Annotated in this window: 18 protein-coding genes; 4 read left to right on the top strand and 14 right to left on the bottom strand. The window is 45.3% G+C overall.

Features of this window, described 5'->3' with window-relative positions:
* Positions 1-37: 37 nt before the first annotated feature.
* The 6 genes from MJ612_RS14300 to lon all read right to left on the bottom strand — a co-directional run bounded on the left by MJ612_RS14300 (position 38) and on the right by lon (position 9,711).
* Positions 38-1,135, bottom strand: a complete 1,098-nt coding sequence (locus MJ612_RS14300; protein WP_187031057.1) for a hypothetical protein — start codon at positions 1,133-1,135, stop codon at positions 38-40.
* A gap of 353 nt (positions 1,136-1,488) precedes the next feature.
* The gene (gene acs / locus MJ612_RS14295; protein WP_187031059.1) at positions 1,489-3,387 is read right to left on the bottom strand and encodes an acetate--CoA ligase; all 1,899 of its coding nucleotides are present in this window, start codon (positions 3,385-3,387) and stop codon (positions 1,489-1,491) included.
* A 306-nt stretch (positions 3,388-3,693) separates the two neighbouring features.
* The gene (locus tag MJ612_RS14290; RefSeq protein WP_250419194.1) at positions 3,694-4,431 is read right to left on the bottom strand and encodes an SDR family NAD(P)-dependent oxidoreductase; all 738 of its coding nucleotides are present in this window, start codon (positions 4,429-4,431) and stop codon (positions 3,694-3,696) included.
* Between the two features lie 207 nt (positions 4,432-4,638).
* Positions 4,639-6,030, bottom strand: a complete 1,392-nt coding sequence (gene hslU, locus MJ612_RS14285; RefSeq protein ID WP_187031061.1) for an ATP-dependent protease ATPase subunit HslU — start codon at positions 6,028-6,030, stop codon at positions 4,639-4,641.
* A 52-nt stretch (positions 6,031-6,082) separates the two neighbouring features.
* The gene (gene porQ / locus MJ612_RS14280) at positions 6,083-7,126 is read right to left on the bottom strand and encodes a type IX secretion system protein PorQ (protein ID WP_187031062.1); all 1,044 of its coding nucleotides are present in this window, start codon (positions 7,124-7,126) and stop codon (positions 6,083-6,085) included.
* A 95-nt stretch (positions 7,127-7,221) separates the two neighbouring features.
* On the bottom strand, positions 7,222-9,711 hold the full coding sequence (gene lon, locus MJ612_RS14275; protein WP_187031064.1) for an endopeptidase La: 2,490 nt from the start codon (positions 9,709-9,711) through the stop codon (positions 7,222-7,224).
* 224 nt (positions 9,712-9,935) lie between these two features.
* Between lon and MJ612_RS14270 the strand changes: the two genes are divergently transcribed.
* Positions 9,936-11,915 carry an OmpA family protein gene (locus MJ612_RS14270; protein WP_187031066.1) on the top strand — a complete coding sequence of 660 codons (1,980 nt, stop codon included), beginning with the start codon at positions 9,936-9,938 and terminating at the stop codon, positions 11,913-11,915.
* A 15-nt stretch (positions 11,916-11,930) separates the two neighbouring features.
* Positions 11,931-12,692 carry a DUF4184 family protein gene (locus tag MJ612_RS14265; protein ID WP_187031068.1) on the top strand — a complete coding sequence of 254 codons (762 nt, stop codon included), beginning with the start codon at positions 11,931-11,933 and terminating at the stop codon, positions 12,690-12,692.
* On the opposite strand, the gene MJ612_RS14260 is transcribed toward MJ612_RS14265, so the two are convergent.
* The 5 genes from MJ612_RS14260 to MJ612_RS14240 are packed head-to-tail and all read right to left on the bottom strand — an operon-like array spanning position 12,689 to position 18,393.
* Positions 12,689-13,189, bottom strand: coding sequence for a DUF6702 family protein (locus tag MJ612_RS14260; protein ID WP_187031070.1), 501 nt, complete (start codon positions 13,187-13,189; stop codon positions 12,689-12,691). The two genes, MJ612_RS14265 and MJ612_RS14260, sit on opposite strands and share 4 nt — an antisense overlap.
* Positions 13,190-13,194: 5 nt before the next feature.
* The gene (locus tag MJ612_RS14255) at positions 13,195-14,310 is read right to left on the bottom strand and encodes a LysM peptidoglycan-binding domain-containing protein (RefSeq protein ID WP_187031072.1); all 1,116 of its coding nucleotides are present in this window, start codon (positions 14,308-14,310) and stop codon (positions 13,195-13,197) included.
* A gap of 11 nt (positions 14,311-14,321) precedes the next feature.
* Complete coding sequence (gene rseP / locus MJ612_RS14250) at positions 14,322-15,635, bottom strand: RIP metalloprotease RseP (protein WP_187031074.1); 1,314 nt, start codon at positions 15,633-15,635, stop codon at positions 14,322-14,324.
* A 50-nt stretch (positions 15,636-15,685) separates the two neighbouring features.
* Positions 15,686-16,846 (bottom strand): 1-deoxy-D-xylulose-5-phosphate reductoisomerase, encoded by a 1,161-nt coding sequence (locus tag MJ612_RS14245; protein WP_187031076.1) that lies wholly within the window; start codon positions 16,844-16,846, stop codon positions 15,686-15,688.
* Between the two features lie 47 nt (positions 16,847-16,893).
* Positions 16,894-18,393 carry a GH3 auxin-responsive promoter family protein gene (locus tag MJ612_RS14240; RefSeq protein ID WP_187031078.1) on the bottom strand — a complete coding sequence of 500 codons (1,500 nt, stop codon included), beginning with the start codon at positions 18,391-18,393 and terminating at the stop codon, positions 16,894-16,896.
* Between the two features lie 164 nt (positions 18,394-18,557).
* Here MJ612_RS14240 and MJ612_RS14235 point away from each other — a divergent pair, with 164 nt between their 5' ends.
* Together MJ612_RS14235 and MJ612_RS14230 are read left to right on the top strand one after the other, a co-directional pair.
* On the top strand, positions 18,558-18,992 hold the full coding sequence (locus MJ612_RS14235) for an OsmC family peroxiredoxin (protein WP_187031080.1): 435 nt from the start codon (positions 18,558-18,560) through the stop codon (positions 18,990-18,992).
* 59 nt (positions 18,993-19,051) lie between these two features.
* Entirely contained in the window at positions 19,052-19,561 is a 510-nt protein-coding gene (locus MJ612_RS14230) for a hypothetical protein (protein ID WP_187031082.1), read from the top strand.
* A gap of 401 nt (positions 19,562-19,962) precedes the next feature.
* Here MJ612_RS14230 and dnaA read toward each other — a convergent pair whose 3' ends face one another.
* From dnaA to MJ612_RS14215, 3 genes are all read right to left on the bottom strand, one after another.
* Positions 19,963-21,387, bottom strand: a complete 1,425-nt coding sequence (gene dnaA, locus MJ612_RS14225; RefSeq protein ID WP_187031084.1) for a chromosomal replication initiator protein DnaA — start codon at positions 21,385-21,387, stop codon at positions 19,963-19,965.
* 105 nt (positions 21,388-21,492) lie between these two features.
* Positions 21,493-22,428, bottom strand: a complete 936-nt coding sequence (locus tag MJ612_RS14220) for a bifunctional metallophosphatase/5'-nucleotidase (protein ID WP_187031086.1) — start codon at positions 22,426-22,428, stop codon at positions 21,493-21,495.
* A 6-nt stretch (positions 22,429-22,434) separates the two neighbouring features.
* A complete protein-coding gene (locus MJ612_RS14215; protein ID WP_187031088.1) occupies positions 22,435-23,199 on the bottom strand; it encodes a 5'-nucleotidase C-terminal domain-containing protein in 765 nt (254 codons plus the stop codon).
* Between the last annotated feature and the right edge of the window lie 33 nt (positions 23,200-23,232).

Genomic DNA, 23,232 nt, shown 5'->3' with positions numbered 1-23,232 from the left:
GTTAGCGTAATTTTGAATAATTTTATAGTCTACAATCTTACCTGAAACAATTGCCGTTTAGTATATTTTGGATAGTTGGGTTATAAGCATTCCCGTTTACGATATAATCCTTAAACTCTCCTTCTTCTACCAGCTCTTCATTTTCAAGTAAGCCTTTTATGGCACAAAAGTTACGCAAACTCTTATTCCAGCCAATTTCTAAAAACCCGTTCAATGCCTTAAGCTTCTCTAACCCGTCAATAGTAACTAGCGGCCCATTAGCTGTTATAATCAGCCTGCTATTTCCCATCATAGGGTTATGACCTATAGATGTAAGGTTACCAAGTTCTTTAATACTTGCCAGGGCATCATTCCCATATATTTCCAGTCCTCCACCAATCTCAGTTACTCCATTAAGCCCTTGAAGGTCTGTAATAGCATCGTTAGACATTAATTTAACATGCCCCCCAATTGTACGGATATTCTCTAATCCGGCCAGGCTTGTAAGTTTCGGGTTGTTACTAATAGTAAACCAGCCACCACTCGCCGATGTAATGCCCTCCAGCCCGGTTATACTTACTAAATCGTTATTTTCGCTAATAATTAATTCTACAATTGCTCCCGAGATATTACCTAACCCATCCAGGTTAACTAAAGAAGCATTCTCTTCTACAAATAAACTACCTCCCTCTAATACTGCGTTTGCTAAACCATCAACATTTAGCAATGCTGGATTCATATCAATAGTAATACCTCTTCGATTTTTATCCGGCTGTAAACTTCCTACTGAAGATAAACCATTCAGGCCATCAAGATTCTTTAGCGTTGTATTCTGGTATACAAATAATCTGGAGCCTACCGTTGCTATGTTATGCAAGCCATCTAAACTGGCAAGGTTAATATTTCTGAGTATACTTAATTCATCACTTACTTTCGTCAGGCTCTTAAGGCCTTGTAAATTTGTTATATCCGTTTCAGACATGGCTCCTATTGTTAAGGATCCATTGATCTCGGTATACCCTTTAGCAGCAAAAGCATCTACTTCCTGTTGACTTTTAAGCTCCACATTCCCTGTGAATACAGGATTAAAAACGTCTTCCTTCTTACAACTATAAAGTGAGATTGTAACAAGTATTATGATCAGTATACCCTTCATGTATGCAGTAGTTCCGTGTTGAGATGTTCTTAAAAATACAAACATAAAACTATATAGGCACTTATAAATATTACCCTAAATGTTTTTCTTGTTGCCCCTCTCCCATTACTATAGTTATTCCATTATTTGGACCAGTAACGCTAGTAATGCCACGAACACATTAAGAGTACTCACAGATAATATTTGATGATTTTCAGCGGTAGTTTAACCTATCTTGTAGGTGTTGTTCTGTGCGAATTTAGACAGACTAGGTCTTTGAAGTACACCTCCAGGCTTGAAGGGTTATTGATTAGTTTAAGTATAAAGTCCTACAATAGGCACTGCAGGACTTTACACTTAAACTAATCAATAAATTACAACGCTCCGGCCTTTATCTCATCCACTACATCCGGATCTAACAAGGTGGAAGTGTCGCCCAGGTTAGAGATATCGCCTTCGGCTACTTTGCGCAGAATGCGGCGCATGATTTTTCCGGAGCGGGTTTTGGGCAGGCCACTTACGATCTGAATCTTATCCGGCTTGGCAATTTTGCCAATCTTCTCTACCACCGTTTCGATGATCTCGGCACGCAAATAATCTTCGCGCTCCGGCTTATCTTTGCAGACAACAAAGGCGTAAATCCCTTGGCCTTTCAGGTCGTGTGGGTAACCTACTACAGCCGATTCTACCACATGCTGGTTATGGTTAATGGCTTCTTCAATCTCGGCAGTTCCAAAACGGTGACCGGATACGTTGATTACATCATCTACCCGACCTATGATGCGGTATAAACCGTTCTCGTCGCGCTTGGCTCCATCGCCGGTAAAGTATAGACCTTTGTAAGTAGAGAAGTAGCTCAGGCGTGCACGCTCATGGTCGCCATAAGTAGTACGTATGATGCCCGGCCACGGAAATTTCATGCACAGGTGGCCTTCTACTTCATTCTCTGTAATTTCGGAACCGTCGCTGTTAACAAGTATAGGTTGTATACCTGGCAATGGCAGCGTGGCATGGGCTGGTTTCATAGGGGTTACACCAGCTAGTGTAGAGATCATGATGCCTCCGGTTTCGGTTTGCCACCAGGTATCTACCAGCGGGCAGCGCTCTTTACCCACGTGGGTGTGGTACCAGTGCCAGGCTTCTTCGTTTATTGGTTCGCCTACAGAACCCAATACCTTTAATGAATCTAAACTATAAGAAAGTACGTGGTCTATATCGCCGCTCATAAGTGACCGGATGGCCGTTGGCGCTGTATAGAAAATAGATACACCGAACTTATCGCACACCTGCCAGAAACGGCCCATATCGGGGTAAGTAGGCACGCCTTCAAACATCAGCGTAGTTGCGCCACTTAGCAGCGGACCGTACAGCAGGTACGTATGGCCGGTAATCCAGCCGATGTCGGCGGTGCACCAGTAAATATCGCTTTCCTCGTACTGGAACACGTTCATGAAAGTATACTGCGCATATACCATGTAGCCACCACAGGTATGCACCACCCCTTTCGGTTTGCCCGTCGAGCCTGAAGTATACAATATAAACAGCATATCTTCGGCGTCCATTTCTTCGGCAGGGCAGTCTTTGCTTACATCTTTTACCTCATCATGATACCATACATCGCGGCCCTCTACCATATTTACAGCCCAACCCAGGCGCTCTACTACAACTACTTTCTCTACTGATGGGCAGCTTTCCAAGGCTTCGTCTACCACACGTTTTACTGGTATCTGCTTAGAGCCACGGTTCAGACCATCCGAAGTAAGCACCATTTTTGCACCCGCATCGTTAATCCTGTCGGCCATACTTACGGCAGAGAAGCCTGCAAAAATAACCGAATGAATTGCCCCGATTCGTGCACAGGCCAACACAGCAAAAGCTAGCTCTGGAATCATCGGCATGTAAATACACACGCGATCTCCTTTCTGCACGCCATTCTTTTTCAACACATTGGCAAACTGGCATACTTTCTCGTGCAGCTCGCGGTAAGTAAAGCGCACAAAGCGTTCTTTGGGGTCGTTGGGCTCCCAGATCAGTGCCAGTTTATTGCCGCGGGTTTTCAGGTGGCGGTCCAGGCAGTTTTCGGTGATGTTCAGCTTTCCGCCTTTAAACCAGTTTATATTCGGCTCTTCAAAATTCCACTCCAACGTAGTATTCCACTTTTTGCGCCAGGTAAACGTATCGGCTATATCACTCCAGAATCCTTCCGGGTCTTCCACGCTTCGTTTGTAGGCTGCCTGGTACTGTTCAAAGGTTTTTATCTGGTAGTTCTGCATGGCTTGGGTTAGTTAGGTTAAGGCAAGAAAGTATAAATTGCTTGCATAGTCTTAAACGTACGGCAATATACTTTGTAGCTAAGGTTAAGATAGTTTTTCTGCTATAAATAAGCAAGCTTATGCAGCAACCAGATCAGCATAAAACAAAAAGCCCGGCTACTAAGGCCAGGCGGTTTTGTTACTCGTTGATAGTTATTCGTTTATCGTGTTTGGTATTTGGTGTTTCGTTTTAGTGTTTCGGATCTCCAGGCCAAACTATAGTTGTTTAAGAAAATGAATTCGTAATTCGTAATTCGTAATTCTAAATCACATATTCCGAGCATCCTGTATCACGTCGGTATACTTATCGGTGTGGTTCAGGAAGTATAAAATCTTCTGCGCGACATCCTCGGGCTGGGCCAGTTGGTTGTTGGCTTTGTAGTCCCTAAATTTCTCTACTGTACTGAAGCGGTCGGCATCGGCTTCTCTGATATGTTCCTGCATGGCTGTATCTACTACTCCAGGTGCCAGGGCATATACTTTTACACCTGATCCGCGCATGTCCTGTTCCTTTTGTATTGTAAGTGAAAGCATATCCAGGGCAGCTTTAGAGGCACAATAACTCGCCCAGCCATCAATAGGGTATTTGCCTGCTCCCGAGCTGATGTTAACTATAAGTTTCTGAGCTGGGTGCTGCTGGTATACCTGCAAAAAGGTGTTCATCAGCATGGCAGGCACGATCACATTAATATCAAACACAAACTCGAAACGCTCGTTCGGCATGCCTTCACCTACATATCCGATATCACCCAATACGCCAGCATTGTTTATCAGCACCAGCTTTTCGGCATCGGTGTAAGGCAGAAACACTTTTTGCAGGTTGTGCTCAACGGCAGGTATATCCGAGAAATCCAAAGGCTGATGACGGTAGTTTTTATGGTTGATAGTGCTGTTGCGGCAAACACCTATTACATGGTTGTTCTCGTCTTTTAGTAATTCTTCTGTCAGGGCTTTGCCTATACCTTTGCTTGTTCCGGTTATGATGTAGATGTTCACTTCGTTCACAATTATGAATGATGAATTAAGAATTTTGAATTACGGGGTTAAGGTCGGGAAAGGTTATAGTTACAACTGAAGTATAAAGTATAAAATCCCAACCAAAAATTAAAGCCGGCAGCTCTGCTTTTACAAAACTGTCGGCTTTAAAGTATAGTCTCAAAACTATGTACCCCGCTGTTTGTGGCTATAGTTTATACCTTTCTAACTTTTTAACTATAAAATATACTCACTCAGGTCGCGGTTCTTCACCATACCGGCAAGTTTTTCCTGCACCATTTCGCGGGTAACTACAATCTGGGCGTTGGCTCCTATCCTGTCCGGTACATCAAACAGAATATCGTTCAGCAGGCGGCTCATGATGGTTTGCAGACGTCGGGCTCCAATGTTCTCTACTTCAGCATTTACTTCGTAGGCCATACTTGCTATTTCGTCCAGGGCTTCGTCGTTAAAAGTAAGGGACACGTTTTCTGAGCCTAACAGCGCTTCATACTGTTTGGTAAGCGCGTTCTTCGGGAACTTCAATATCTGGTAGAAATCTTCCTTGGTCAGGCTTTGCAACTCCACACGAATAGGAAAACGTCCCTGCAGCTCAGGTATAAGGTCTGATGGCTTAGCCACGTGAAACGCACCAGCTGCTATAAACAGGATATGGTCCGTGTTGATGACGCCATACTTGGTATTTACAGTAGAGCCTTCCACTATAGGCAAAAGGTCGCGCTGCACCCCTTCGCGGCTTACATCCGGTCCGCTGCCTTTTTTGCTGGAGCTGGCCACTTTATCAATCTCGTCAATAAAAATAACGCCGGAATTTTCAGCTTTAAAGATGGCCTCTTCCTTTACCTCATCCATGTCGATGAGTTTGGATGCTTCTTCTTCCAGTAAAATCTTGCGGGCTTCAGCAATCGTTACTTTGCGCTTTTTGGTCTTCTTCGGCATCATCCCGCTGATCATCTCCTGGATGTTCATCATAGAGGCTTCGTCCATGCCCGGTCCCATAACACCCATACCTGGCATGGCGCTTTGCTGAATACGGATCTCGATCTTGCGGTCTTCCAGTTCGCCGTTACGTATCTTTTCCCTGAATTTATCGCGGGTGCGCTCGTTCAGTTCGTAATCGTTATCCGGCATAACATTCGGGTCTGATGACATACTAACCGGCGAACCTGCCCTGCCCTGGATCGGTGGAATTAATGCATCAAGTATAATATCTTCTACTATCTCGGCGGCCTTCTGCTTTACCTCTTCTTTTTTCCTGGTCTTCACCATGTTCACCGACTGCTCTACCAGGTCGCGCACCATGCTTTCCACGTCGCGGCCCACGTAGCCAACTTCGGTAAATTTAGAGGCCTCTACTTTGGTAAATGGTGCATCTGCGATCTTAGCCAGGCGGCGGGCAATTTCCGTTTTACCTACCCCTGTCGCCCCGATCATCAGGATATTATTCGGTACTATTTCTTTTTGTATGCTTTTATCGGCGTTCATGCGGCGCCAGCGGTTACGTAACGCGATGGCAACATTACGCTTAGCATCCTGCTGCCCGATGATATATTTATCCAGCTCTGCTACAATCTGTGCTGGTGTTAAATGTTCTAAGGAATCTAACATCTTTAAATTTTTAAGTATAAATAAAGTAGCTGCTAAGTATAACAGCCAATTGTTATTCTGTATTCTTCCGCTTCAGCAACGTGCCTGTATCCGTGCTTATAGTTATGTAATGGCTCGCGCCCGACGGATGGTAAAACGCACTGCTATAGTTCAGTTCAAAAGCCCGTACCCGCAACATAGCTCCCAGTGAAAACCCTGCACCACCAGAAGCATTTTCTAAACGCAACTCTTTCCGTCGTAAATGGTTATACCCTGCCCGCACCTGAAAGTTTTTGCTGAAGATAAACTCACTGCCTACCACAAAATGTCGGGCAATCTTATCTCCTACTGTTTTCTCTTCTTTTATCTCGTTGCCGTTCGCATCAAGGCGGCCTTTGGCGTTTGGGTCTAAGTATACAACGTCGAACTGGTACAGGTGGTGTGCTGTAACAGATAGCCTCACGGGCATGTGCTCCGGTTTATAGCTGGCGCCTAGCTGTGCATCAAAAGGCATGTTTTGACGCTCACCGTCATTAAAAGCTTTAACCTGGTAGCCAATGTTCTTAAACACCAGCCCAACAGTAAAGTCTTTTTCAGGATGTTTGAACAAACCGCCCACATCAGCTAACACACCAACTGCCTTGTTACTGGCTATACTTGACACTGCAAGTTTAGCAGTGGCACCGATGGTAAATTCCTCAGTCTGGCGGGCGTGGCTCAGGCTGAAAGTATAGTCGTTCACGGTAAAGCTGCCTTCTTCCTGGCCAGTGGCATCGCGCTGCACAAAATCGCCATAATTCAGGTAATTTATACTTGCAGCCCAGCGTCCCAGCTTCTCGTGGTTAAAGGCATAAGCTATATTGCTCTGTTTTATATCAGCCAGGTAGCCCACGTAACTCAGGCTCAGTTGCCGGTCCATTTCTGCATTGAGCAAAGCCGGGCTAGCCGCCACCATGTTTACATCATGCCCAAACGAACTGACGTTTATACTTCCAAGAGCAGCCTGTTTGGCACTGGTTGGCAACTCCAGGAACGTAAAAGCACGCTGCCCGCCTACCTGCGCTGCGAGCGGAAAGCTCAACAGTGTGCAAAGTAAGAGGGCAGCAGTGTGTTTCATATTAATTTTGATTGAGCCAATGAGTGATTGTGTGAATAAAATTTAAGTTAGAACAAAATTCACTCATTTACTCAATCAAAACTCAAAATTAGACCTTATTCAGCGGTTACTCTGTTATCTTCCGATACTGTCAGGTCGAGTGGGTATTTTACTTTTTCTTTCAGCAAAGCGATTTTGATCACATCATCTACCCTGTCCACGTAATGGATGGTCAGGCCTTTGATGTACTGCTGAGGAATCTCCTCTATATCCTTGCGGTTCTTCTGGCAAAGTATAATATCGGTTACGCCGGCACGCTTGGCAGCCAGTATCTTCTCTTTTATACCCCCTACCGGTAACACTTTACCACGCAGCGTAATCTCACCAGTCATGGCCAATTTAGATTTTACCTTGCGCTGCGTAAACATAGACGCGATAGACGTAAAGATGGCAATACCTGCAGACGGGCCATCCTTAGGAACTGCGCCTTCCGGGAAGTGGATATGCAGGTCGTACTGGTCGAAAATTCTATAATCAATATCCAGCAGATTGGCATGTGCTTTCAGGTACGAAAGTGCTGTAACCGCCGACTCCTTCATCACATCACCCAGTTGGCCAGATAAGGTGAGCTTACCTTTACCTTTGCTAAGTATAGATTCCACGAACAGGATGTCGCCGCCAACGGATGTCCAGGCCAGGCCCGTAACCACACCGGCTGTATCTATGTCCTGGTAAATCTCTTTATCAAAGATCTCAGCACCCATTATCTTGGTTACATCTTCCGGCTTTATAGTTGTCGGGTACTCCTCTTCCATCGCCTTTAGCTTGGCAATGTGGCGCACCAGCTGGCCTATTTTACGCTCCAGGTTACGAACACCGGATTCACGGGTATAGTCTTCTATTACTTTCTGAAGCGCCTGCTTCGTGATCTTTACATCTTCTTCCAGTAAACCATGCTCTTTTATCTGCTTTGGTACCAGGTGGCGCTTGGCTATCTCCAGTTTCTCCTCCATAGTATAACCAGTCAGCTCGATAATCTCCATACGGTCGCGGAGGGCAGGCTGTATGGTATCCAGTGAGTTGGCAGTAGCTATGAAAAGTACCTTGGAAAGATCGTATTCTACATCCAGGTAGTTGTCCATAAACGTATGGTTCTGCTCCGGATCCAGCACCTCCAGCAAGGCCGAAGAAGGGTCGCCACGGAAATCAGACGCCAGCTTATCAATCTCATCCAATATAATAACCGGATTACCAGAACCTACTTTTTTGATCTGGCTGATGATTTTACCCGGCATAGCACCCACATACGTTCTGCGATGGCCACGAATTTCTGCTTCGTCGCGCACCCCACCCAGTGACATTCTGACATAGTTACGGCCTAAGGCAGTAGCGATAGAACGACCCAGTGATGTTTTACCTACACCCGGAGGACCGTACAGGCAAAGTATAGGAGCCTTCATATCGTTTTTCAGCTTTAGTACAGCTAGGTACTCCAGAATACGCTCCTTAACTTTCTCCAGGCCATAGTGGTCTGTGTCCAGTATCTTCTTGGTGCGCTTCAGGTTAAAGTTGTCCTTAGTATAATCTTCCCAAGGCAGGTCCAGCAAAAACTCGATATAGTTTACTGCTACCGGGTACTCGGCAGCCTGCGGGTTCAGGCGGGCCAGTTTATCAATCTCTCTTTTGAAATGTTTGGCAACAGCTTCCGGCCACTTCTTTTTAGCAGCACGGTCCCTGAAAGTTTCGATCTCCTTATCCGGTCCTTCCTGCCCGAGCTCATCCTGCAATACTTTTATCTGCTGCCGCAGGAAATAATCGCGCTGTTGCTGGTCAATATCAGTGTGTACCTTGGTATGGATCTCCTGCTTCAGTTCGAGTAATTGTATCTCGCGTAACATCAGTTGCAGGAGCTGCGTGCCGCGCTCGGTACCGTCGTTCACCTCCAGCAAAGCCTGTTTCTGAGCTACTTCCACGTTCAGGTTACTCGACAGGAAATGCGTCAGGAATGCAGGGCTGTCAATGTTATCAAGCGCGACCTGGGCTTCCTGTGGTATTTCAGGGTTCAGTTTCAATATTTTGGCAGCCGCATCTTTCAACGACTGTACCAGTGCCTTTACTTCCTTATTCTTTTTGTTAAGGTTAGTTTCTTTGCAGTAACTAACACGGGCTGTAAGGTATGGATCTTCTTCAGTGATCTCTTCTATCTTAAAGCGGCTGTGGCCCTGTATAATTATAGTGGTGTTACCGTCAGGCAATACCAGCATCTTTAGTATGCGTGCCACCGTACCTACACTAAACAGGTCTTCCGGAGTTGGGTCGTCGGCGTTTGTATTCTTTTGTGCTACTACACCAATGGTTTTATCGCCTTTGTAAGCTTTGCGCACCAGGCGCACAGATTTTTTACGACTTACAGTAATTGGCAATACTACGCCCGGGAAAAGCACTGTATTACGAACAGCAAGTATAGGCAGTTCGGTTGGCAGCTCCGCTGCAGGTATTTCTTCTTCAGGATCTGTAGTAATAACTGAGATTACTTCATCACCGTCGTTATCTGAAGCTGAGCTAAGTATAAGGTTATGCAGAAAGTTGTTCAAAGTATACTTCATAGTTTGTGTCAATGCCAGAATGACATAAAAAAGCCACACATATGGCTTTTTCTGAATTGCAGTACTATAGTCAAGACTTGTGCCAACTATAGATATCTGCCGCAATGATAAGCTTTAAAGATATCAGGTATTTTGCCTAAAATAAAATGACATCCTAAAGATTCAATTACAAAAATATAGTTCAAAATTAATATCTTTGACGGACAGGTAAAAAAAGACGGAAAATGAACAGATTATACCTGCTTGGATTGCTTTTTATACTTGTACCTGCATTTTGTCAGGCACAGGAGTATAAACATATCCCCTTGGAGACCAACTCAGATTTAAAGGTGCACAAAAAAGCACCGAAGCAGGAGATTCAAATTACCTTCCCTAACCTCAACCAGGTTTCCTATTACCACGACGAGAAAAAGCTATCGGCCATACAAAAACTCGAAAAGAAGCGTCGGTACAAAGAAGTGCTTCCCTTGCTTGAGGCTTATGTAAACAATTTCGGAATCGAGAACTTTTACAAAGATACTCCCCTGATCTGGCGGCTCGGCCAATTACTCGAAAAGCAGGGTCAATCAGAAAAAGCAAGGTCGCTGTACCGCATGGTGCTAAAACACCACCGCTCTGATGTACGCCGGGTTTATTCTTACTACGACTCGCTGGAACAGAATAATAAAGATTACTATGTTCCGCTAAACTATTACTATGAGATGGTGGAGTACCGTAAATCCGTCTCTACATTTCAGCCGCCCAAAGGTGTTTACCTAAACATGGGTAACTCTATAAACTCCCCTTTCGAAGACTACGGCCCAACTATAAACTCCGAAGATGAGGTCCTTATCTTCACCTCCCAGCGCAACACCCAAGGCTTAAATGGCCGCGCCAACGAAGATCTTTTCTATACGCGCCAGGAAAATGGTTATTGGGAACAGGCACAATCCTTTGGCAAACCTATCAACAGTATTTACAACGAAGGCTCTGCCTGCCTGAGCCGCGATGGCAACACTTTATACTTTGCCCGCTGCGAATCTCCGGATGGGTATGGAAACTGCGATTTGTATGTAGCCACCAAACAAGCAGACGGAACCTGGGGCAATATCCAGAATTTAGGTGCTGATGTAAACTCTTCTGCCTGGGATTCACAACCAACCCTGACAGCCAATGAGGACACCATATACTTTGCGTCTGATAGATTGGGTGGCTTTGGCTTATCCGACATCTACTATACTTATAAAACTAAAAAAGGCGAATGGGCTCCGGCAGAGAATGCAGGTCCTGTACTTAACACCCGCGAAAGTGAAGTAAGCCCGTTCTTCCACCCCTTGTACCAGGTTTTATACTTTAGTTCGCGTGGCCAGCTCTATAACTTCGGTGATTTTGATATCTATAAAACATACCGGGTAAGAGGTAAATGGCAGGAGCCGCGCAACATAGGTCCGTTGGTAAACGGGCGTGGCAGCGAATACTATTTCTCTATCGATTCCAAGTCGAAGAATTTATACTATGCCCGCTCCGAAGCCAGCGACCTGCATAACCTTGACCTGTTCTCATTCCCGTTGCCAATGGAGGCTCACCCGCTGGCCGTAACTAAAATAGAAGGCACCCTCCTGGATTCTCTTACAAATAAACCCCTCTCCGGTATTATCTCTGTAATTGATCTTGAAAACGGTATCGAAATATCTTCTAAGTATATTCGCCCGGATGGTACTTTTGAGTTTGACCTGATCGACAATACTAAGTACATGATGCTGATCCAGAGCCCTGACTTTTTTACTATAGAGCGGGAAATTTCTTTGAAGCAGGATACAGCATTTCAGATCATGACCACACTAATAGACTATAGCGTGCCGTTAGTGTTTAAGAATATTGAATTTGACCAGAACCAGTCGGATATTAAAGAAGACATGAAGCCGATTCTGGACGAAGTGGCGCTTTTCCTTTTAGACCATCCTACGTATAGACTAGAGATTTCCGGCCACACCGATGGAGCAGGTGACCCTGAATTTAACCTGACACTGTCCCAGGACAGGGCAGACGCCATCCGGAAGTATATTGAACAGGAAGGGAATATTGCGCGGGGCCGTATAGAATCGTATGGTTTTGGCAGCAGCAAGCCCCTCCGGGAAGAAAAAAATGAAGACGACCGCCGTATTAACCGCCGGGTAGAGTTTAAATTAATTAAACCGGAAAAGGTAGACAGAGGCGGCCGGTAAACTTAACTACTTTTTATGCCTTTTACGGCCGCACACCCTGCACTTATATTACCCCTGCAACGCCTGCATAGCCGTTGGTTTTCTACAACCGGACTTATAGTTGGAAGTATAGCCCCGGACTTTGCTTACTTTTTACCTTACCGCAGATTTGGCACACTCAGTCACTCACTTAAAGGGCTGTTCCTGTTTGATTTGCCTATGGCCCTGGCACTGGCTATACTTTTCCATTTACTGATCCGTGATCAGGTAGTTCAGAATCTGCCCGATTATTTAAGAGAGCGCGCACTAAGTATAAAACCTGTAAAACTGGGGAGTTATTTGTTGAGTAACTGGCACATTTTTGCTATATCTGCCCTGATTGGCTCTTTTACCCACCTGTTCTGGGATAGCTTTACACATGCCAATGAGTACTTTGTGAGGAACTATAGCCATTTCTTTCTGCAGCCTGTTTCATTAGGAATAATTGAGCTACCGCTTTCGCGCGCAATCCAGCATATAAGCACTATTGTTGGGCTTTCGGTTTTAGGCTGGCACATCAGTACGTTGCCAGTTGCACAGGTAAAGCAAAAGCCCTGGCTCTCCTGGATGCCTTACTGGATACTGGTTGGTTTTATAGGTGCCGTTCTTATGCTCCTGAAACTGCCGGGGCACCTGCGACTGGATAATTTGGAAAGACTTGTAATACCTTTTCTTACCGGAAATTTACTGGCAGTTATTTTATTGGGAGGTTTATCAAAGCTACGCTCCCTGCTTTATAGTTCTACTAAAGGAAACTAAAATGTCAGCTTCTTAGCTGTCTCGTCTTTCTGTAAAAGCATGCTGTGCATATTGCCTTTATAGTCCAGATTCACGATGTTCATCTGGTCATCGAAAAGCTCTGTCAGAACTGCATTTTTAATGTATAGTTGCGACAGTGAAGTATTTTGAACAGGAACTTCCAGGTAAACCCACACAACATCTGCTTCCTCTTCCGAGCCCACAAAGCGCTGCTTTAACGGCTTTCCTTTCGTCACTTCAAAAGACATGGCAGCAGCCATATACCCGGCCAGCTGTTGTTTTATACTTTCAGAATTTGCGCTGTAAGTTACCTTGCTTTTGCTTCTCTTGGTAAGCACAGTCTCCAGGTCATCAGTAAACACCTTAATAGCAACCTGCAGGCTCTGTGTGCGTGGGTTAAACTTGATATCAGTAATACTGGAATGGTAGTCGTGAGCCATAGCGGCGGTGCTACTAAACAGGCAAAGTATAGCTACTATAAAAGACTTCAAATTCATGGTAATTAATTGTGCGAAGGCGGCAGGTCAGCAAGTACACGTTGGGCCATATTTGGCATATTATCGCTTACAATACGCTGTACATCGTTGATGTTAGACTGATAAGGTACTTTTATCTTGTTACCTGATACCAGTTCGCCTTTGTTGTTATAGATCGAATAATGAACCAGAAACTCGCGCTCATAGTTCAGGGCAGCACGGTCCAGACAGTTCTCATAGTTGGTCTTTACCTCAAATTGGTTGATGAACACATAGTAGTCGATGCCGTACTGGTTGTTGAAGTAAGTATAAAACTCAGGGTCTTTCACCTTTACACCAAAATGCTTGTTCGGATCTTTGGCCACAGGCACCGTGGCAGGCTCTCCTTCAATACCTAATTTCTCTTTCTGCTCTGTCACCCAGTTCAGCACACCACCTTTTTCTTCTTTTACCTCAGGTTGTGTGTTATACTTTGATTTGTGGTTATCCTGGTAACTATAGCTCAGGGATTTATAAAGCCTGCTCAATTCACTCACGCTGTCGCGGTACACGCCGCCTAGTAAATGTATGGTTTCATAACCCTCAGGTGCCAGCATGGCATTTAACCGGCTACGGAAAGCATGGCGCACGTTCTGGCGTGGTATTTTAGAGTGTCGGGCTATCTCATCATCCGCATCTGAAAAGTATAAGTATGGGTCGAAAGGCACTACCATTACACGCTGTTTTGTTTTACGGGCCGCGCTGGTAGGAACCGGTGAAACAGACGCAGAAGTACTGACAGGTGAAGTAGCAGGGGCAGTTGTAAGTTGTTTATCTGCGGGCTTAGCGGGTGCCTTTGGAGCTGGTGCCGGCTTAGCAGCAACAGCTATAGTATTAAGCTGGCCAGGTCTTTTTAAGTATAGCGACTGCCCAATTTGTAGTTGATTGTTATTCCATTTCTGGAGCGAGTCCAGTGGAATTTGAAAGCGGCGGGAAAGACTATAGTAGGTGTCGCCTTTCTGTACCATGTAAACGCTGTCGCTTTGCAGGGCGACAGCGTTTTGGGTTATAGTTTGCAGCTTAACAGCCGGGGCGGCTGAGGCTGTGATAAAGGCAAAAGCAATAAGGGTACTTGTTAAAATAAGCGTAACGATGGCTTTCATAGCAGCAATCTTTAGAAGATCAACTTGAACACATCGTTAAATATAGCGAAAGCCATTAAGCCTAACAACAATACCATACCCACTTTCTGGGCATTCTCTAAAAAATTATCTGATGGCTTGCGGCCGCTTATCATCTCATACGTCAGGAACATTACGTGTCCGCCATCCAGAGCAGGAATCGGCAGGAAGTTCATGAAAGCCAGTACCATAGAAAGCATAGCCGTGATAGACCAGAACTTGTACCAGTTAAAGGTGTCGCCAAAGATCTGCGCTATACCTATCGGGCCGCTAACAGATTTTGATGCTGAAACTTCACCACGGAAAATCTTACCGAAGCCTTTCAGGTTAGCTGTTATCACACCAAACGCCTGCTCTGTACCTGCCGGAATGGCTTCACCAATGCTGTATTCTTTAGTGGCATAGTTTAGCAATGGCTTCTGGATAAAACCAATTGTGCCATCCGGCTCTACACTGGCTTTCAGGTCCACAACTTTCTCACCGCGCTCTACCTGTAGTGTTATTTGCTTGCCTGCATTCTTGATCAACAGTTGTTTAAACTCATCGAAGAAACGGGCTTCCTCACCATTTACAGTAAGTATATAATCGCCTGGTTTTAGTCCTGCATCAGCAGCGTTGCTTCCGGCCATTACCTGGTCAACCATAAACGGCTGACGAGGCTGCACGAATAACATGCGCTCTTCCTTATCGGCCAGTTTATCCATCAGATCAACAGGCACAGGTATGTTTACTTTTTCGCCGTTGCGCTCTACTGTATAAAATGCGTCCTGGTTCAGCAGGGCATCCATTGAATATACATCTTCAAATTTTTCCAGTGGCTTACCGTTTACTGCCACTATCTTATCACCTGTCTGGAAACCGATCTCTTTACCGATCTCGTTAGGCGCTACACCATACTTTACCTCTTGGGCCGGCAGGTAGCTTTCGCCATAGTTATAGGTCAGGAAAATATAAATAACGATACCCGTGATCACGTTTACAATGATACCGCCCATCATTACGATCAGGCGCTGCCAGGCCGGTTTAGCTCTGAATTCCCATGGTTTTGGCTCTTCTTTCAGCGCTTCTGTGTCCATCGACTCATCCACCATACCCGAAATTTTTACGAAACCACCCAGTGGGATCAGGCCCAGCATGTACTCTGTTTCACCAATCTTTTTACCGAAAACTTTTGGAGGAAAGCCAATAGCGTATTTCTCTACGCGCATTCCAAACCACTTTGCCGTGAGCATGTGCCCCAGCTCGTGCAAACCAACTAAAATTGTAAGTCCCAGAATGAGCTGGGCTACCATGATTACTATGTCCATCTAAGAAATATATGCAAGTATAATTTGTGTTATTAAGAACCGATGTCCTCCTAAACCTTTTTGTTTTTCACAAAATCAGCGGCTAACAGGCGGGTTTCCCTATCTGTATCAACATAGTCGGCAAGAGAAGGGTTTGCAATATACGCAACTTTTGCCATACAGCTTTCTATCAGATCCGACATCTCCAGAAATCCAACTTCATCCTGCAGAAAAGCACCCACAGCAACTTCGTTGGCTGCGTTTAATATGCACGGCATATTCCCGCCCTGTGCCATGGCATCAAATGCCAGCTGCAGATTCCGGAATGTTTTCAGGTCAGGCTGCTCAAAGGTAAGTTGCGGATAATCCATGAAATTGAACCTCGGGAAGTCAGACTTCAGGCGGTTTGGGTAGCCCATGGCATATTGTATCGGCAGTTTCATGTCAGGCAAACCAAGTTGTGCTTTAATAGAGCCATCCTCGAACTGCACCAGCGAGTGAATTATAGACTGCGGATGCACCACCACTTCTATCTGGTCGTTGCGCAAGCCAAACAACCATTTCGCTTCTATCACCTCCAGGCCTTTGTTCATAAGGCTGGCAGAGTCTATCGTAATCTTAGCACCCATGTCCCAGTTCGGGTGTTTGAGGGCCTGTGCTTTGGTTACAAATTTTAGATCTTCAGCAGTTCTGCCACGGAATGGCCCACCTGATGCAGTAAGTATAATTTTCTCGATCGGGTTATGAAACTCACCTGTCAGGCACTGGAAAATGGCGCTGTGCTCCGAATCTACCGGGTAAATGTTCACACCTTTCTCGCGCGCTAGGTCGGTTATCAGTTGTCCGGCTACAACCAGGGTTTCTTTATTTGCCAAGGCTATTTCTTTGCCGGCTTGTATAGCGCGTATAGTTGGCTGAAGCCCGGCATACCCTACCATTGCTGTAAGCACCATATCTACTGTGCCCATTTCTACTACTGAGCACAGGGCATTAGCACCGGCGTATACTTTAATGTCTTCGCGCTGCAGGGCATCGCGCACTTGCTCATAAAGGTCTTCACGGGCAATTACCACCACATTGGGCTTAAACTGCAAAGCCTGTTCTATCAGTAGATCAGCGTTGTTATAAGCGGTTATTACTTCCAGTTCAAAGCTGTCAGGGTTGGCTGCAATCACTTCCAGTGCCTGCGTACCAATTGAGCCTGTTGAACCAAGTATGGCTATTCTTTTCATCTAATTATTTCATAAGTACAGTTACGAGCTGCACCATTAGTTTGTCTTTAGGAATTAGTAATTGAAAGCAAGCCATCCGCCAGGATCCGATCATTACTTAAACGCGGTACTTTGTTTTGCCCTCCTAGTTTGCCCTGCGACTTCATGTAGTTACGGAACGTGCCCAGCGGTAAAGCCTGTATTTTCAGGTTTGCGAGGATGTTGCCCGTAATAAGGTCATTGTAATAACTGTTCAGCTTCTGAAGTTGTTCATTCAGGTCTTTCTCAAAGTCATCCAGGTTATGGGGTGCTTTCGAGAACTCGATCAGCCATTCATGGTACGACTCTCCTTCGCCACTGCTTACAAAGGGGGCCACCGTAAACTCCACCAACTCTACATTCGGAAATTTCTTCATAGTTTGCTGCATGGCCTTTTCTACTTCTTCCCCTATCACATGCTCGCCAAAAGCGGAAATAAAGTGTTTGATGCGGCCTGAAACGATAAGCTTATAAGGTTTTATACTTGTAAACTTCACGGTATCACCGATCGAGTAGCCCCATAAACCAGCATTACTATTTATTACCAGCGCATAATTCTTACCCAATTCTACTTCGCCAATCGTTAAGCGGGTCGGGTTGTCGTTAAAATATTCCTCTACAGGTATAAATTCATAGAAAATGCCGGCATCCAGCAGCAGCAATAGTCCTTTGTCGTTCTGTTCGTTCTGGTAAGCAAAAAAGCCTTCAGAAGCCGGAAACGTTTCGATGCTATCTACGTGGCGGCCAATCGATTCGAACATCTTTTTGCGGTACGGCTCGAAGTTTACCCCACCATACACAAACAGCGAGAAGTTCGGAAAAATATCTTTTATCTGCTTACCCGTCTGGCGCATCAGTTTATCAAAGTACATCTGCACCCACGGCGGAATACCTGAAATCAGCGTCATGTCCTGATCTATGGTTTCCTCAATGATCTGATCCAGCTTTGTTTCCCAGTCTTCGATGCAGTTGGTTTCGTAGCTTGGCAACTGGTTGGTGCGCAGGTAACCTGGTACATGGTGGTTTACAATCCCCGAAAGTCTGCCGGTTTTGATACCCCCTACTTCTTCCAGCACCGGGCTCCCAGACAAAAATATCAGTTTACCATCCAGGAATTTAGCATTACCTGTTTCGTGAATGTAAGCCAGCAGCGCGTTTTTAGCACCGTTAATATGGTTCGGGATAGAGTCTTTGGTGATGGGAATATACTTGGTGCCGGATGTGGTGCCGGAGGTTTTAGCTAAATAAATAGGTTTACCCGGCCAGGTAATATCCGCTTCGCCTTGTTTGATGCGGTTAAAATAGCTGCTCAATCCTTCGTAATCACGTACAGGTACAGCTTTTATAAAATCAGCATGTGTTTTTATACTTTCAAACTGATGGTCGCGGCCAAAAGCGGTTTGTTTTGCACCGGAGATGATTTTTCTGAAAATAGCCTGCTGCGCCTCCACCGGATTCTGCATCCAGTGCTGCTGCTTTTTATGCACATACGCTGCCAGGTACTTACTCAACCACGCCTTTAAACCCATAGATTGCTATTATTTATAGTTGGTAAATATAGGCAGATATCAGCTAATGCCATAAAGTTACAGCTCACAAAGCACGACCTGTCGGCAAATCCAACAAAAACTACTTTAAACAAGTAACCTATAACCATAAAATTGGTTCTATACTTTACCTAAACCATAAAACTATGAAACAGCACAAAGCAAAAGCACAATGGAACGGCAGCCTGAAAGAAGGTTCTGGCGAATTTGAAACCGGCCGTGGCAATGTAAAAACAGGTTATTCTTTCGCATCCCGCTTCGGCGACGATACCAGGGCTACTTCGCCGGAAGAACTGATTGGGGCAGCACACGCCGGTTGTTTTTCTATGTTTCTGAGCGCCTTGGTTGATAAGAAGAACCTGAAAGCAGATTATATCAGAACGAGCGCTGATGTAACATTAGGTGAAACCGATGGCGCACCAACAATCCAAAAAATAGTACTTACCACTGAAGCTAAAATACCAAACATACAGGAAGCTGATTTCCAGCAACTGGTAAAAGATGCCAAGGCTGGCTGCCCTGTTTCCAAAGCGCTGGCGTCTGTTCCTGAAATTACCGTAAACGCTACACTTACCGAATAATTTATTATCTTGCACTAGACCCGCAGGAAGGGTTATATGTTCAACCAAATCAGTAAGGCATGGCAGCATCTGGCAGTAGCAGTGCACGATCGTCGTTATTCATTCAGTTAAGCCCTTCGCGCAGCGCAAAGCTGTCGTTCACCATTCAGCTCATGCTCACATTATTGTGGGTGGTTTGGGCAGCCATGCTGGCATTTTCAGATACAACTTCTTCAGGAGAATCGTACCTGTTTTATGCTTTTCTGGCCCTGGCAATTGCTTTTTTGGTGTACGTTATACTTCAGAACACTTCTATTTTCGGGTTCCAGTCTTATATTGAGGTTACCCCCGAATATATTGTGCGCAAGCACGGTGTTTTCCGTCCGAAGTTTGTGGTAGCTATACCTGATATCAAAGCCGTGTATATTTCACCACTTGCTCTTCGTGTGACGGAAAACAACGATAACCAGACCTACTTCGATTTAAAGCAGGTTAGGAAGCGCCGCGACAAAGAGAAGATCAAAAACAAAGTACGAGATCTGGCAATGCAGCATGGTTTTGAAGTAACCGAAGCAAGTAGTAACCAATAAGGTAATATCTATAAAAAATCGGGCTATACTTTCTAAAAGTATAGCCCGATTTTTTGTGGTACAGGTTTAGAATTATCCAGATACTGGTCATCCCCCTACCCCCTTCAAAGGGGGACCTTATCTACTAATGTAAAATAACATTTTTGAACTAGCATTGTTGAGTGTCCCCCTTTGAAGGGGGTAGGGGGATGAAATGCGGCAACTATAAAATAAGCAGCTAAACCTTACCTATTATTTATTCTTTTATGTAAGGACTATAACCTTAGGGGCCGAAGGCCCAACTATAGTAAGTCACGAGCGAAGACGCTCGCGCCATAGGTTAGGTTCTAGTTTTCCTAAAACAAACCGGGGCTATAGTTACTGAAACTATAGCCCCGGCCATTTATTAAGTATAAGTTTCTCTATCCGGCTTTCGATTTAAATTTCTTCTGAAGCTCCTGTATACTTGCCTTAAATTTCTTGTCCGTATCGATCAGATCGGAAACGGTTTGTACGGAGTGGATAACGGTACTGTGGTCGCGGCCACCAAAATGGTAACCGATAGACTTTAGCGAATGACTTGTGAACTCCTTAGCAAAGTACATGGCCACCTGGCGCGCCGTCACGATCTCCTTCTTACGCGTCTTAGCTTTCAGAGAATCCAGGCTAACCTGGAAGTACTCCGCTACAGTTTTCTGGATGAAGTCAAGATTCACTTCTGTCTCAACATCCTCAATAATATGTTTCAGGGCCTGCTTGGCAAGCTCCAGGTCAATTTCTTTACGGTTCAGTGATGACTGTGCGATCAAAGAGATCAGTACACCTTCCAGTTCACGCACGTTAGTATCCACGCTGTAAGCAAGGTACTCGATTACGTTATCTGGTATATCGATTCCATCGCCTTGCATCTTTTTCTGGATGATGGCCATACGCGTTTCAAAATCCGGGCTCTGCAGGTCGGCAGTTAAACCCCACTTAAAACGGGACAACAGTCGCTCTTCCAGGCCTTTCAAATCGCGTGGCGGACAATCAGAGGTCATCACGATCTGTTTGCCGGACTGGTGCAAGTGGTTAAAGATGTGGAAGAACATTTCCTGTGTCTTCTCTTTACCGCTTAAAAACTGCACGTCGTCTATGATCAGGATATCCACCAACAAATAGAAGTTGGCAAAATCCTGCACGTTGTTCGTTTTCAAAGACTCGATGAACTGGTTCACGAACTTTTCCGACGACACGTAAAGTACAAACTTATCGGGGTTGCTGTTTTTGATGTGGTTACCAATGGCCTGCACCAGGTGCGTTTTACCAAGACCTACCCCACCATAAACCATCAGCGGGTTAAAGGATGTAGTGCCTGGCTTGTTAGCCACGGCATAACCTGCAGAACGCGCCAAACGGTTGCAGTCACCCTCAATATAGTTCTCGAAAGTATAAGAGCTGTTGAGCTGCGAGTTCAGGAAGTTCCTGTCGATGGTCTTAGACTCGAACGGGCTCTTAATAAAGTTTTGCTCGGGGCGGTAAGAGTTTACAACAGCTGCCGGTATTTTTTTGGTCGGGATGTTAACCGTTTGTGGCTTGTTAGACTCGTTGCCGCGGTCAACTATAATAGAGTATTCCAGTCGGCCTTCAGCACCAAGTTCCTGGTAAATTACCTTCTTCAGAAGTTGCACATAATGCTCCTCCAGCCATTCGTAAAAGAACTGGCTCGGCACTTGTATGGTTAATACGCCATCGCGCAGCGATATCGGTTTAATTGGCTCAAACCAGGTTTTAAAGCTCTGATCGCCAATATTTTCCTTAATCACCTGCAGGCAGTTACTCCATACAGTTGTACAATCTTTAATCATCCAGTTTTCCAAAGCTCACAAGACTATTTTGGTGAAGCAAATCTCTCCTTAACCGACAGGGGGCTACAAATTTGCTTAAATATAAGTAAACAAAAAATTATTTTTTCACGAAGTTAATACAGGGTTATCCACAGGCAGCGCAGCCGTTTTTATACTTGTCTTTTGCTTCGTTTTTTTGTTGAATTCAAAGTCGATTCTGCCCAAATAAATACCGGCCCAACCTACCTGGTTGATGAGTGTTTCGTGCCCGTTTTCGTGGCGTAGCACCTCCGGTTGCTCCATAAAAGTATGGGTATGACCACCAAGTATAAGATCGATGCCGCTTACCTGCCCTGCTAGCTTCCGATCATCAATTTTCTCAGACTGGTAACTATAACCCAAATGCGACAGGCAAATAACCATGTGGCACTTCTGATTCTCGCGAAGCTCGGTTACCATTTCCTGCGCTTTTGCTACAGGGTCTAAGTATACAGTCTCACCAAACTGCTTTTTACCAACCAGGCCCTCCAGTTCTATCCCTAAGCCGAATACCCCAATGCGCAGTCCGTCCTTTTCAAAAACCTTGTAAGGCTTAAATTTATCTTTCAGAATGGTTTTAGAAAAATCGTAGTTAGCATTCAGGAACTCAAAACCAGCCAAAGGTAATTGCTTTGCCAGTCCTTCCAGCCCCAGGTCGAAGTCATGGTTACCTAATGTGGCAGCATCGTACTTCATGTCACTCATCAGCTTATACTCCAGCTCGCCGTTAAAAAAGTTGAAGTATGGTGTTCCCTGCCAGATGTCACCGGCATCAAGCAATAACACATTCAGTTCTTCCTTTCGGATCTTATCTACCAAACTGGCGCGGCGGGCCATACCACCCATTCCGGCATGCTTGCGGCCATCGTTCGGAAACGGATCGATGCGCGAGTGCTGGTCGTTGGTATGCAGAATGGTAAGTCTTATAGTTTTGCTGGCAGCTTCTGTGCTGAACGGTAACCCAAGTACAGATAAACCGGCCGCTCCTACTGCGCTATACTTTAAAAAATCTCTTCTCTTCATGGCTGGCTATTTTTTCTGTACCCCGGCAACTCGTGGTTTAGTATCGGCTGTTATTTGTTTACCGGCAGCTGTCAGTTCTTTTATGTGGTTGATGATCATGTCGCGCATCATCATGCCTGCTTTCTCTGTCTTAATGGCTTTCTTGAACATAGCCATGTTATCGCCTCCGCTGGCCAGGTAATCAGAAGTTACGATAGTATAGTTGCGGGAAGTATCCAGTGGCTTTCCTCCTATTTTAACATCAGCAGCTTTGCCATCTTTTACAGTGTAGGTAGCATTGGCTATAGGCGATATTCCGGTTTTAGCTGCAAAATCGAATAGTTCCTGCGTAGTTGGTCCATCCAGCGTCAGCACTACCACTTCGTTCTCGAAAGGCATCAGCTCAAAAATATTGCCCACGTTTACAGGGCCTGCCGGAAGCGGTACACGCAAACCGCCGTTCGTGGTCTGGGCCATGTCTACTGGCGTATCCATCAGCTTGTTTGTCTGCTCCAGCAGCAGGTCTGTTACAAAATTACCCAGTGGCGATTCGTAATCTGCTTTGCGGAGCTCTGTAGCTGCCGTACCAATTACTTCACTCATCTTGGTGCTCACCTGCGTACGGTATGGCGCTATCATGGCCTCGGCTTCCGGGTCGGCAATTACGGTACTATCAACTGGTACATCGGTTTGTTCGAGACTGGCTTGTGGTTGCCATACCTTCTGCTGGCACCCCACGGTAGATGCAGCCAGAAAAAGGGCAGTTATATAACTATGGATCGGGTATTTCATAAGGTCAGGTGCGGGTTATCCACAAAAGTACGG

Origin of the sequence: Pontibacter deserti, from assembly GCF_023630255.1 — a bacterium.
GTDB classification, from domain to species: Bacteria; Bacteroidota; Bacteroidia; order Cytophagales; family Hymenobacteraceae; genus Pontibacter; species Pontibacter deserti.
This window is presented reverse-complemented; position numbering and strand designations above follow the sequence as displayed.

Excerpts from the sequence above, each read along its gene's own strand:
- MJ612_RS14300 (WP_187031057.1), bottom strand. The coding sequence starts at position 1,135 with ATGAAGGGTATACTGATCATAATACTTGTTACAATCTCACTTTATAGT.
- acs (WP_187031059.1), bottom strand. The coding sequence starts at position 3,387 with ATGCAGAACTACCAGATAAAAACCTTTGAACAGTACCAGGCAGCCTAC.
- hslU (WP_187031061.1), bottom strand. The coding sequence starts at position 6,030 with ATGTTAGATTCCTTAGAACATTTAACACCAGCACAGATTGTAGCAGAG.
- porQ (WP_187031062.1), bottom strand. The coding sequence starts at position 7,126 with ATGAAACACACTGCTGCCCTCTTACTTTGCACACTGTTGAGCTTTCCG.
- lon (WP_187031064.1), bottom strand. The coding sequence starts at position 9,711 with ATGAAGTATACTTTGAACAACTTTCTGCATAACCTTATACTTAGCTCA.
- MJ612_RS14270 (WP_187031066.1), top strand. The coding sequence starts at position 9,936 with ATGAACAGATTATACCTGCTTGGATTGCTTTTTATACTTGTACCTGCA.
- MJ612_RS14265 (WP_187031068.1), top strand. The coding sequence starts at position 11,931 with ATGCCTTTTACGGCCGCACACCCTGCACTTATATTACCCCTGCAACGC.
- MJ612_RS14260 (WP_187031070.1), bottom strand. The coding sequence starts at position 13,189 with ATGAATTTGAAGTCTTTTATAGTAGCTATACTTTGCCTGTTTAGTAGC.
- MJ612_RS14255 (WP_187031072.1), bottom strand. The coding sequence starts at position 14,310 with ATGAAAGCCATCGTTACGCTTATTTTAACAAGTACCCTTATTGCTTTT.
- rseP (WP_187031074.1), bottom strand. The coding sequence starts at position 15,635 with ATGGACATAGTAATCATGGTAGCCCAGCTCATTCTGGGACTTACAATT.
- MJ612_RS14245 (WP_187031076.1), bottom strand. The coding sequence starts at position 16,846 with ATGAAAAGAATAGCCATACTTGGTTCAACAGGCTCAATTGGTACGCAG.
- MJ612_RS14240 (WP_187031078.1), bottom strand. The coding sequence starts at position 18,393 with ATGGGTTTAAAGGCGTGGTTGAGTAAGTACCTGGCAGCGTATGTGCAT.
- MJ612_RS14235 (WP_187031080.1), top strand. The coding sequence starts at position 18,558 with ATGAAACAGCACAAAGCAAAAGCACAATGGAACGGCAGCCTGAAAGAA.
- MJ612_RS14230 (WP_187031082.1), top strand. The coding sequence starts at position 19,052 with ATGGCAGCATCTGGCAGTAGCAGTGCACGATCGTCGTTATTCATTCAG.
- dnaA (WP_187031084.1), bottom strand. The coding sequence starts at position 21,387 with ATGATTAAAGATTGTACAACTGTATGGAGTAACTGCCTGCAGGTGATT.
- MJ612_RS14220 (WP_187031086.1), bottom strand. The coding sequence starts at position 22,428 with ATGAAGAGAAGAGATTTTTTAAAGTATAGCGCAGTAGGAGCGGCCGGT.
- MJ612_RS14215 (WP_187031088.1), bottom strand. The coding sequence starts at position 23,199 with ATGAAATACCCGATCCATAGTTATATAACTGCCCTTTTTCTGGCTGCA.